This window comes from Dolichospermum planctonicum (genome assembly GCF_005402965.1).
Lineage (GTDB): Bacteria > Cyanobacteriota > Cyanobacteriia > Cyanobacteriales > Nostocaceae > Dolichospermum > Dolichospermum planctonicum.
The window spans coordinates 1-571 of record NZ_BJCF01000142.1 but is presented as its reverse complement, the minus strand read 5'-3'; the positions used below and the strand labels follow the sequence as shown (position 1 = coordinate 571).

The following is a 571-nucleotide window of genomic DNA, read 5'->3' as shown; positions in this document are numbered from 1 at the left end:
CAAGTTGCGGAAAATCAAATCTCTGAAATTGTGGTGGGACACAAGGACAGGTTATGCAGATTTGGTTTTGAATTCGTTGAGTGGTTTTGCAACCTTCACGGCTGCAAAATTGTTGTGGTGAACAATGTCAAGCTATCATCCCACGAAGAGTTAATGCAGGATTTTATTATCATGCACTGCTTTTCCTCCAAACTTTATTTCCTTCGGGCTTACAAGAAAAAAATAGCCGAAGAGCAAAATATTCATGAAACAAATAATAGCGAATACGAGTCAATAGGAATATAATAGTAAAAGACGTAGCAAACCAAGTTCATGAAACTCAAAGTAAAGAATCAATTAACCGTTACGAGAACCGCCATTTTAGGGACTAAAAAACTAAATACGTGGAAATCTAACCAACTTGATTTAATTGCTTTGCGTTTAGGACAACTGCGCTCTGACTTATGGAATGAGTTCGGCTCTTTAAAGGCTTGGGGCATTTCTAAATTTGAAATTGACAAACAGCTACGCACATCTAAAGACAAGTACCAATTACCTGCTAAGTTATGGGAAGCAACCCTTTATGATGTAA

2 pseudogenes are annotated in these 571 nt (G+C 37.3%); both read left to right on the top strand.

Features of this window, described 5'->3' with window-relative positions:
- Nucleotides 1–285 (top strand): annotated as a pseudogene (locus FFO06_RS22210) (recombinase family protein); the annotation flags it as partial.
- Nucleotides 286–312: 27 nt separating this feature from the next.
- Nucleotides 313–571: pseudogene (locus tag FFO06_RS20775) on the top strand (addiction module component); the annotation flags it as partial.